An 11,576-nucleotide genomic window follows, 5' to 3' on the forward strand; every position below is an offset into this window, starting at 1 on the left:
GGGTGGGGAGATGAATCTGGCACGCGACACGGATCGTGACGCGCTCGCGAGCGAGCTGATCGCCATCTTTCCTGCCCCTGGCCACATCGAGCGAGTGTGGCTCTACACCGAGCTCCAGGCGATCCTCAAGGCGGCGCCCTGGGTCCGTCCGCATGTCGGCGGTGACGCGATTGATCACGTTCTGGAGGAGCTTCGCCTTCAGGCCGATCGGCTGACGCCTTCAAGAGAGAAGGGCGCTTCGATCACGTTGCTAGTCGGCAAGTTTGGGAATGCAGGGGCGATCATCGGTCACGGGACGGCATCTGCGGCACTGCGCCGGTTGGCGGGACTGGTCTGGATTGCGTTGCGTCGTTGGTGGTCGGCGGGACACCTTCCGTGCACGGTATCCGACGAATTGACGTCTGCCGTTCGGGCAGCCATTCGAGACTTCCGATCAAAGGCATTTTGGGTGCTTGATCCGGTGCTGGCCGAGTTGAAGTCGGTGGAAGACATGCAGGGCGCGATTCGCGCCATGTCTCGACTCGAATCCAGTCCTCACCAATCCCTGCGCCATGCATGGAACAACGGGCTGCGCCAGATCCTTACCGACGAGCGATTCGATCGTGGGGTCTCGGAGCGCCCGATTGCGAAACGGACATCCGCGCCCGCACCGCCACGACCAAGTGACCGCGTCCACTCGTTGGCTCGTCCCATTGATCGCGGCGACATCCATACCTCGCGCCCAGCAGTCTTTCCTCTTCGCCGGCGGTTGCCGGCCGAGGACGCGACCCCCGGCGAGCCTTGCGAGGAGCTTGGTGTCACGACTGACCTGGTCATCGTGCCAGGGTATGGAACCGGGGCCGTTTCACGCAAAAGGGCGGAGTACGAAGCGCGGCAGGCGATCTGGAGTGACAACTTGTTGCTGCTGCCCAGCCATGTCGAGGCGTTGCCATCGGATGTCTTCGGTGCCGCCCTTCGAGCCTTGGTTGCCGCCCTTGAGCGAGACAATCCCCTCGCTCCTGGGCACCTTGTATGTCTACTCAAGGGACTGACCGGGCGTACAACGGCGGGTATTCGATGGCTTTGCGCTGGCCGACCTGACCTGGGAGGCGCGGGGATCGACCTTGATCGCGGCGTGATTGAGTTTCCTGCGTTCTGGAAGGTTGGGGCATCGACTCTTGCTCGCGAGGGTGCAGAGGGTTCCGAGGACGCGCTGGGGTACTTCAGCGCGCGAACAGTAGTCTGCGCGGAAAGGCTGGAGCCGGTTGAGAACCGCATCTGCTTGCCCATGCCTGCACCTATACAAGCTGTGCTGATACGGCATCGCAAGGTCCTGGGGCAACTGGCGCAGCTTGATGAGCTTGAGCTGGATCGCCTCGCCGCGGAAGCCGATGACCAGCTTGCGGCCTCGCTCGGCGTTCCGCTGACGGCCGCCAGTCTGCGGCGAAGCCTCGGACCGCAGGTCATGGAGGTGACGGGTGATCTTGCCCTCGCTCAACTTGTCTGTGGAGATTCCTTCGGCCGTCCGCTCGCGCTCCAGCACTATTACGCGCCACGCCGCTCCGATCTCGCCGATGCCTATGATCGGGTGGTCTCAGTACACCTCCAAGAGCACGTCCGTGCGCGCCGTCAGCGGCTGGGGGGTCGGGTTGGTTCGGAACTGTTGCTCACCCCGGAGGCAGCGCGCGAGCTTGCCCAATCCAGCAAGAAGCGGACTGCTGATGGCCTCTCAGAAGTGGTGGGCAGGCATCGTCACATGGTGGATCACTTGGCGCGGATGTTCTTCGTGACCACCGGACATCGCCCATCGGAGGCGATATTTGAACTGACCTTGCACGACTTGGACCTACAAACTGGTGCGGCGCTCTTTCGTGACAAGAAGATCGATGTCGCCCACGATCCGAGGCTTGCAGCCCTGCCGAAAGTGGTTTGCCAACAGCTGGAGGCATACCTTCGCCACCTCTCCGCTCTGTCCAATGAGAACGACGAATGCAGGGGGATGGTGGATGCGGTGCGCATTGGCGCAGCTCCGCTCCTGTTCGATCTCGACGAAGCAACCAAGCCGCAGCCGATGGCGTTGGCCACGCTCAAGGTGCGATCGCCCCCGGAATGGAATCAGCTTCCATGGAACTGGGGCCGAACCTATCTACGCACCTGTGGCATAGAGGCTGGCGCACCAGCCTTCCTCATGTCGTGTCAGCTCGGACATCTGGATGCGGTGGGTTACCCATACTCAAGCCAGTCACCAACCACTCCCGCCGAAGTCATCTGTGAGACCCGACCCTGGCTTGATCAGATCGCGCGAATCCAAGGCTGGCGCGTCATCCCGTTCGGGTCTAGCAAGCGTCAAGCGGCCGACCAGCTCCCGCATCCAGCGCTACGCGACTGGACGATGCAGCTCACGCAGATGGAGAAATCAGCGCTGGATGCCCATCGCCAGTGGGAACTTGCGCTTCGGCGCCACGCACGGCAGGCGCGTGACCGTGCGCTCCAGCAGGTGCTTGAACATCCAGACCTCGTCAGGGCGGGGGTTACGTCGTCATTCAACTCCGAATCTGCCTTACAGGCCGAACCACTCGACGGTGTGGCTACCCATCGCATTCATGCCGAGCTCGTCGACGCCGTGGGCGACGATGCGCCGGCTGCAATTGCCGTCACCCGGGCGTTGCGCAGGGTGCTTGCCACCGTTAGCCGAAAGACAGGGCAGGCCTACCCTGCCATTCCGCTCCCGATCGCCATTCGGCGCCCGCTCGACAATCCCTTCCTTCCCGGAGCCTGCCTGGCGATGCAACAGATGCATGCGCTGCGTGGGCATGTCGCGGCCAGGTCCTCCGAGAAGAAGCCAGAGCGACCATTCCTGATGCAGTTGGCACGAACCGCCGAGGCGCTTGCCTTGTTTGGGTTTGTTGAAGATGCGGACCGCTTGGTGGCCATCCTTGGGGCGCGTGCCAATGCCGTGCCTTCAAGCCGCCTAGTGGATTGCCTGTTGGTGCCCCTTGGGGACGGCCAAGTGGTGATCTTGAGGGGCAATGCTGCACTCGCGCTGGCCAACCTTGCACGGTGTTATCCATCCGACCCCATGCCGCCGCGTGACGAACTCGGCAGGGCGCTGCACAAGATCCTTCCGTCGTGGGTAACCAGTGCTACTGATTCGGACAAGACCATCCTGACCAGGCTCTGCAGCACCGCCGCCATTGCCAATCGCTTTGAGCTCTCTCCCGCAGCTCGCTTTGCCGTGGACAGGACCTTCGGTTCAACCCATGCCTCGCTGGCCGAGCAACTAGCCTATATCGACAGCGATCCAGTCGGGCCAGAGCGTGCCCCGTCGGATGCGGAACAAGAGGAAGCAGGCCAGCCAGAGAGGACGTTAAACCACGGCCTCCGCCCGGATGGCTCTGAAACACCGAGGTTCCAGTATCGGCGCCTGTGCCGCGCGATTCCGTCTCCCTATCAGGACACGCATCTGCCGCTGACTCGACGACGGATCCGCGCGACGGAACGCAACACGGCCTCGGCGCGCGTGGCCATCATGGAGGAATTGGATTGCCAACTTAGACAAGACCGGCTCTTCCCGATCGTGCGCATGCTGGGCAGTTGGATTCGTGCCGAGGCACAGCGTTCAGGCGGCACCGCCAAGCCGCTCGCCTATCGCACGATCGAAACCTACTTGACCCGGATCGGCGGCGCGCTGGTGGAAATGCTTGGCGATCCCAGCGTGGCGACTTGGACCGAAGAGCGGCTGGAGGATGCATACCTGTATGCACTCGATGCTTCGAAGAAGGCGCGTCACAAGGTGGCCGCGGCGTTGTTGTCATTCCATCGCCATTGCAGCCGACACTGGGACTTGCCTGACATGGATCTGTCGATCCTCTACTCGGAACTGGGGCCGCGCCGACAAAGCTCAGATGCGCACCTGATACTCCCTGTTGAGCTCAACCGTGCCCTGGAGGCGATACGGCGTCGCGCGTGGGAATCGGCGAACGAAGAACCTGCGCAAGTCAGGATGGCGCGTAGTGCGGATTGGGTTTCCTACTTCCTCGCATGGGGTGGAGCACGCCTGTCTGAGTCGCTTGGCTTGCAGGCGCGCGACGTTGGGATGCGACCCGGAGGACTCGCATGGACAACGATTCGTCCCAACCGGATGCGTCCGCTGAAAACTCGGGCTGCCACGCGAGCCCTGGAGTTTGAGGTGTGTGCGTTGGAAGTCGCGCATCGAGAGCGAGTGCTACAACGCGTCAACGATGTACGGCTTGGCGCGGGCGCGCGGAGACCCGGTTCGACGTACTTGCTTCACGACGGCAATGCACGTGGAATCGACGAGGGCGTGTCGGCGGACGCCGTGGCCCAATGGATCAGACGTGCGCTTGCCGAGGCCACGGGGCGGCGATCCGAACGCCTCCATCGCCTCAGACATCTTGCTGCGTCACAGCGGATCCTGAAGGTGATGCTCGACCATCGAGATCAAGAAGCAATGGGTCTGGAGCCTGCCCAGGCCGTATGCGGCAGGGTGTTGATGCCGAGGGACCTTCATGGGGTGAGCATCGCCATGGGCCACGCACATTGGCGGACCACGCTGCAGTGGTATATGCACTTGCCCGCCCTTCTGCAATCCAGGGCCGCATCTTCAATGCGTGACACCTATTTTTCCAGACAGTTCGTTGCGGGCACCCTGGGTATCACCGCGGCGGGTGTAGATTTCGTGCTCCGGGAGCGCCATGCCGACAAGGTCTCGGCATGGTTCAGCCATTTTGGTTTGAACCCGCGAAACGTACCTGAAGCCACGCGTGCCACGGAGTCTCCCAGCGATCAACACGATTTGGATCACTGGACATCGGAGCGGATTGGCCGCTTGGTCAAACTTGCAGCGTCCATGAGGAATCTGGAGGCGGCAGCAAGGCTCGTAGGTGCTCCGCTTTTTGATCTTGAGCTCATTGTGGAGTGCGCAGAACGCTGGGAAGCAAAGCTCGGGATGCGACTGCTTCCCAAATCCTACGGTGGCAAAAATCGTCGATGCCCACCACGGGCGATACGCAACGTCGAAGGCGATGGGATTCTCGAGGGGCTATGGAAAGAGGTGGATGAAGCGAGGGATGAAGCACCATACCGTTCAGTTGTTGACGCGTTCTTTGTCTGGGCCCACCCGGGCAGTGACCACGCCATCAGTCTGCCCGCGGGGACGGCTCACGAATTGGAGGAATGGTTGATGCGATCAGGAATAAACGCCGACCAAATCGAGACGACGCCGGGGCCTGGTGGCCTTCTCAGGATCCAGGTACTGCGCCGGACACGGGGAGGGACCAAAAATGTCTTTCACGACATGGGACTTCGCTTGGTTCTAGCGGCAACCGGCATGGCACTGGAGTTGCGTGGCAGAGCGAAGCAGGGCTATCCGTCATGAGGATCGCACTCGTCAAAGAGCGCTCCCTGCTTGACGACGCCACCTGCATCGACGATGCGGACTTTGGATCGATGCGCATTGAACACCTCAATTCTCATACCCTGGATGATCCCAGATGGAACACAGTCTCCTGGCGCAACGATACGCGTGCGTGGCGCCAGAAAATGCTGCTCCAGATCTCCGGTAAGCTCAACGAGCAATCGAACTTCACCCGGCAGGTGACCCAAAGTGCTTAACGCTCTCTTTGGTCGCGAGGCGATAGGGATACCATTGATCAACACATGGCCCAGTTCTTGTGCGGGTAGGAGGGCAACGTTTTGGGCAATCGCTGGAGCGACGTCCTCCATGCTTATGGAGTCGGATTGTTCAGCTTGCGATTGATGCGCCAACGCATCGTGATTGTCAGGGCGTGACACCTGATCCGTTTTCGCGTCAAGCATTGGGTTGGCTGCTCGACTGTTGCGCGGCAGCCTGTAGTGAATGTATCCGGCACTCAACTGCGCTGGCGCTGGCATCGGTCGCTCGACTCTCGCTGCACAATGATCAACCCAGAGGCGATGGTGTGAACCGCCCCGGGAAACGTGGAGGCTCCAACTCTTGAGAGAATGGAGCCATGAACAAGTCGAAGAAGTTTTCCCCTGAGGTCCGCGAGCGTGCAGTCCGGATGGTGCTGGAGCATCGCGGGGAGTACCCGTCGCTGTGGACGGCCGTGGCGTCGATCGCCCCCAAGATCGGCTGTGTGCCGCAGACGCTGCTGACGTGGGTGAAGCAGCACGAGGTCGATGCGGGGACGCGCGATGGCGTGACGACCGCGGACGCCAAGCGGATGAAGGAACTGGAGCGCGAGATCAAGGAACTGCGCCGGGCCAATGAGATCCTGAAGCTGGCGAGTGCTTTTTTCGCCCAGGCGGAGCTCGACCGCCGGCTGAAGCCCTGAGGACGTTTGTCGCCACGCACCGGAGCACGTTCGGGGTCGAGCCGATCTGCAGGGCCTTGCAGATCGCCCCGTCCGGCTACCGGCGACACGCGGCCCGCCATCGCGAGCCTGAGCGACGCCCGGCGAGGGCGAAGCGCGACGAGGCCCTGATTCCCGAGATCCACCGGGTATGGCGGGCCAACCTGCAGGTCTATGGCACCAACAAAGTGTGGCGACAGCTCGGCCGTGAGGGCATCACGGTGGCTCGATGCACGGTCGAGCGACTGATGCGCCAGCAGGGCCTGCGCGGCGTGATGCGCGGAAAAGCGGTGCGAACGACGATCAGTGATCGCAACGTGCCGTGCCCACAGGACAAGGTGAACCGGCAGTTCCGCGCCGAACGGCCGAACCAGCTGTGGGTGTCGGACTTCACCTACGTTTCGACCTGGCAGGGCTGGCTGTACGTGGCCTTCGTCATCGACGTGTTCGCCCGCCGCATCGTGGGCTGGCGGGTCAGCGACTCGATGCGGACGGACTTCGTACTCGATGCGCTGGAGCAGGCGCTGTACGCACGCCAGCCGGAGCGTGACGGCACGCTGATCCATCACAGCGATCGGGGTTCGCAGTACGTGTCGATTCGCTACAGCGAGCGGCTCGCCGAAGCGGGCATCGAGCCGTCCGTTGGCAGCCGAGGAGACAGCTATGACAACGCGCTGGCCGAGACCATCAACGGGCTCTACAAGGCCGAACTGATCCACCGCCGTGGCCCCTGGAAGACGAAGGCGGCGGTGGAACTGGCGACGCTGGAATGGGTGTCGTGGTTCAACACCCAACGCCTCCTCGGATCGATCGGCTATATCCCGCCGGCCGAGGCTGAGGCAAACTACTACCGGCGACTCGCAGAAGCCAAGGTCGCTGAAACCGTGTGACTTAAACCAAACAGCCTCCACGAAAGCCGGGGCGGTTCAGTGTGCCATGCATTCACGGTATGTCATTGCGATCTCGCCGTTGATCATCCGGAAGGTTGCAGGAACGGCGACATCGTCGTATTCGGTATTCACGATGGGGTTACTCCTTTTCCACTCGTATGGCCCGAACAATCTGTGCGGATACGCGTCGAGTCGAGGCCGCGGCGATCTCGATTTTTGCCCCTGCGCTTGCCGCTCTAGGCATGATGCTTGTCGGTATATGGAATACATCTCCCGAGGTTGAGACGGCAACCTGATGCTCCACTACGCTATTCACTACCACGACATCTCGAGCCGAAAGGCTCGTGGAATTCGGCGAGAGCGCCTCCTTGGGAGGGATTCTCAGTTCGCCGGTTCGACCAACGAGGGACTCAATAGTTAGGATCTGGTCCCGTGACATGGCGACCGATTTTGTCATTGCCCTCGCCAGGAACCGGACATGACCCTGTTCTATGCCATGGCGTAGCGCCCAGGCCGGGCATAGGTCAGGCGTGCGGTCTGCATTCAAACTCCATTCCTGCAGCCAGGCGTTGATGGCCGGCAGTTCATCAAGGAAGCAGTCAAGCGAAGGGAAGGGTGGCGTGTCGATGGTTGGAACAATTGGGAAATAGGCAAACGTCGCGCCGAATCGAATCGCCGCTTGATCGTCTGCACCTAGAAATAGAACGAGTGCCGTTATGAGTGGGCGCCGCCACGCCTCAAGTACGCGAGAAATGTCCAAGCATGTGCCGCCGCACAGGGGCTGCTGCTCGCTAGGGGCTAAGCGGTAGAGGACCACTCCTTCGATCTCAGTCGCTCTTGCAGTGGATGGTGGCTTCGGAGATGTCATGGCTTCCTCGCTCCGAGGCAGAATCGAATGCAATGCTCACCTTTGGGCAAGCATTCACGGCAATGGTCCGTGGGTGGTGCAAGCTGCTCGATAGCAGGTCTACCGATCCCCGGAAGGGGTGGACACAGTGGTTCGGCTAGTGGTGAATGAGGCATGGATCGGCTCCTTGGGGATTTCCGACAGCCTGCACTATCCGCGCAGCAAGAGGGGACCAAACTGCAGGCGTAACGCCGTCAAAAACGCGGATTACGTTCAAAACCCCAAGATTTTTTGCCGTGTCGGCCCCCGGACAGACTTTGAGGACCCTTCACAGATGCAATTGAGTGGCATTTGCGCCTGAGTGCGAGACTCAGTTCGAACACCGGACGGCAGCCACGATTAGAGTCTGGATTGCGGTTTGCATGCTCAATTAACCCGCCTGTGACCGGAGTACTTATCCAGCAGTGAGAAGGGAGGCAATACGGACACACGTGTGCCCTTGCGAGGAACACCGAGCAAAACAACAAGCCTCTGCATCGATATGCGTGGCACGCTGAAACCTGATTGATCGTCGAGCGCTGACAGGGACCATGCGCTAAGTAGCTCGGTAAGAACAGATTTGCTCTTCCCAAAGGAGCGTGCTGTGTTCGAGTTCGTCAGCGGAATGGCGCTGGCAGATGACGATTGCAGTGCCGGTCTGCCCGCAAGCGAGCGTCCGGTTCTCAAGGGACGGAGATGCGATGCGGGTATGGCGAACGGTTTTTGCATTAGGTCAAGATATCGTCCGCGAGGACACCGATCTGAGCCCCGATGATAGTGGTACTCCATAACAGATGGCGGGAGTTGAGTGCAGCTCCTGGCGACTCAAGGGTCCAAATTTTTCACGAACTCACTAGACGTACTGTCTTGGTATCAACTAATGCCTGCAAATGTGCGTGAATCAATGCTGGCACGTGACCGCCGGTGAGAAGAACGCCAGCTTCAATGTTCTGCTCCATGGCGTGACTCGTAAGGTTGGCGCTCGTCACAAAGCACATCTGTCCATCGGCGACAACGAGCTTTGCATGAACCCGCCCGTTGGCGAACTCGGCGGAACGCTCGCACCAGGCATAGAGTTCTGCGGAAGGGACCAACGAACGCATCTTGCGAAACACGTCGAAAGTTATGCTGCCGCCCTGGTCCTGAGGCAGTTCGAGCAGCATTGAGACATTTACTCCTTGTGTGACGGCATTGTTCAATGCCCTCACGATGGTCGAAACGTCGTAAGCAACGAAGCTGGTAATAAATAGACTGTGCTTGGCCGCGCCGATGACTTGCAGCATTGCCTGTTCCGTTCGGCGAGCAGAGACGAAGGGCGTCGTCGGCCCCGTCCACACGAGTTCCGTGGACTGGTGCTTCGATACGTTCTCGAAGGCATGGCCTGCGGCGATCAGCATCGAGGCCAGCTCACCGGAATCGACCGACGTGGCACGCCATGCCTCGACGAGCCGTTCGACGACGGTTTTGGCCGCAGCCGTCCCGACGACATCCGACAGGGTGGCGATCGCCCTCGTGCCTTCGATTTTCCGAATCGCGTTCGCCAGCGCCCGTACCTTCTCCGGCGACACGAGACAGACCACGGCTGTGACGGCTTCCAGCAACCTTTCCATGTCACAGCCCCGCGAAAAATGCAGCATCGCCTCGGTCGAGGGTCTGCACCAGCAACGATCTGTCGAGGTATCGGTTGCCCCGTTCGCACGAGGTTTCTGCGACCAGACTGCACGCATGGCAGGCCGCCGCGTGCAAAGAACGGTCTTTACTCGGATCGTGTTCCGAACACAGCGGGTCGGATGAACAGATCTTCGACCGGTTTAGCGTCTGCCGGAGCAGCCGACCGAGGTTCTCAGGCTTGCCGAGATCGACGAGGCCACCCAACGTCCCATCGGAATCAGCGGCCGCCGTGTAGATGAGGATGCCCGCCTGCGGATTCGTGCTCGACACGTCGGCGTAGATGCGTTCGCGGATGCTCGCCGCGTTGTAGCCGCATTCCAGCGCCAGTTCTCGGATGAGCAGGTGCGAGAGCGTGTGGAGCATGGCGTAGCGGATGCAAGGGTAGCCCTCGTTCGGATTCAGGTGGCGCGAATTGCGCCATCCGCCATGACCGGCCTTTAGCATTCCGTCCACGCGCTTTACGCCATCCTGCGCCTCCCACGCCCGCAGTGCCGCTTCATCGAACTGGATGAAGATACCCTCGCCGTGAACCTGATTCGCGGGCACCCAATCCGCCTTGCGGCGCGCGAGGCTTGCCATCTGCGGGCGCTCGCTCGGGTCGCTCGATTCCTCGGGCGCTTCCACACGAGTGAAGCCCAACAAGGCATTGACCTCGCGCAGCCGCTCCAGCAACAACACTCTGGCGACCCGGTTCTCGAAGCCTGTGGGTGTGCCCACCTTCTTGCTCATGAAGTGCGGGTAATCGGCGGGCGGGTTGGCCGCTGTCAGCACATCCCACTCCGGTCCCTTGATGTCAGCTTCCCCGATCGTGTCCTGACCGCGGCCGTTGCGGTAAGCCTCAATGGCCGCCCAGATGTCCGACGCCGCGTACTTGTCGATGCCCGGCAAGGCTCCGGTCTTCTTCAAGGTTTTCACCGTCACCGCGACAGCGGCTTCTGAATCCAAGTCGTCGAAGAACTCCCAGCCATCCTGAATCAGTTGGCCGAGAGGGTCTTGGGCCTGAGGGATGGCAAGCGCCGACAGCGTGATCGGAAACCAACTGTTTGTCGAACCAAGCAGGACTGCCCGCGCCACTTCGTTGCACTCGTCGTCGAAATGATCGAGTTGGGGATGCCTACCTCGGCAGCTCGGCAAGTTTTCCTTCCCGGCCTCGCCGAAGGCGTGGGCCATACTGCGCGATGCGCCGCAGGCATCGCACTTCACCCACAGATTCTCGGTCTGCAACGAAGCCCCGCTCTCGAAGAAGCGCAGCGTTCCCTTGCACGAGCTGTTGCCACTGTGGACGAAATAATGCCAAGGGAAATCGTCGAGGTGACCGTCGCGGCAAGCCAAGAGGAAACGCGCCGGAACGGCATCGGCGTCTTTCGCAGGCTGGTCGCCCTTGGAGCCACGGCATCCCTTGTGGACGAAGCGAGTTCGTTCCGGGCGGAAGCGGTTTTCCTTGATCTCGAACAGCCCCGCGTCGAAAGGAGACAGCAGACCGCACTTTACGCAGCGCATCCAGCGCGGAAACGGGCGCACGGGGACACCGATGTTAGCCTCCGCCGACCACGGATCGACGAGTTCACTCTTCTGGAATGGCGGCACACGCAGGTTCTCCACCTGCGCCCCGAGAACCTTGCGCACGGCGGTGAGCAGGCGCGGCTCGGCGATGGGCTGGCAACGATCCTTCTCCCACTGGTCGATGCCCAGTGTCACCACCGAGAGGCTCGGCAGGTCGATCAGCGCTCCCGGCCCGTATGTCCAGAGCAGTTGACTGGGGCGGACTTCGCCGACGGGTGTCTTGTTGGTGGTCAT

5 protein-coding genes and 1 other annotated feature are annotated in these 11,576 nt (G+C 61.2%); of the genes, 3 read left to right on the top strand and 2 right to left on the bottom strand.

From position 1 onward, the window contains the following. Window positions 1-10 precede the first annotated feature (10 nt). From KF907_RS06040 to KF907_RS06050, 3 genes are all read left to right on the top strand, one after another. Entirely contained in the window at window positions 11-5,377 is a 5,367-nt protein-coding gene (locus KF907_RS06040) for a hypothetical protein (protein WP_291219035.1), read from the top strand. Then, the gene (locus tag KF907_RS06045) at window positions 5,374-5,613 is read left to right on the top strand and encodes a hypothetical protein (protein WP_291219036.1); all 240 of its coding nucleotides are present in this window, start codon (window positions 5,374-5,376) and stop codon (window positions 5,611-5,613) included. Before KF907_RS06040 ends, KF907_RS06045 begins: the two co-directional genes overlap by 4 nt. A 377-nt stretch (window positions 5,614-5,990) precedes the next feature. Further along, window positions 5,991-7,222, top strand: a protein-coding gene (locus KF907_RS06050; RefSeq protein WP_472843823.1) for an IS3 family transposase whose coding sequence is annotated in 2 segments (ribosomal slippage) — window positions 5,991-6,270 and window positions 6,270-7,222 — 1,233 coding nt in all. Because the reading frame shifts where the segments join, the coding sequence is not laid out codon by codon here. After that, window positions 6,269-6,385: a sequence feature (AL1L pseudoknot), on the top strand. (Overlaps the previous gene by 117 nt.) 1,728 nt (window positions 7,223-8,950) lie before the next feature. On the opposite strand, the gene drmC is transcribed toward KF907_RS06050, so the two are convergent. After that, complete coding sequence (drmC, locus tag KF907_RS06055) at window positions 8,951-9,718, bottom strand: DISARM system phospholipase D-like protein DrmC (RefSeq protein WP_291219038.1); 768 nt, start codon at window positions 9,716-9,718, stop codon at window positions 8,951-8,953. Between the two features lies 1 nt (window position 9,719). Further along, on the bottom strand, window positions 9,720-11,576 hold the full coding sequence (gene drmB, locus KF907_RS06060; protein ID WP_291219039.1) for a DUF1998 domain-containing protein: 1,857 nt from the start codon (window positions 11,574-11,576) through the stop codon (window positions 9,720-9,722).

This window comes from Dokdonella sp. (genome assembly GCF_019634775.1).
Lineage (GTDB): Bacteria > Pseudomonadota > Gammaproteobacteria > Xanthomonadales > Rhodanobacteraceae > Dokdonella.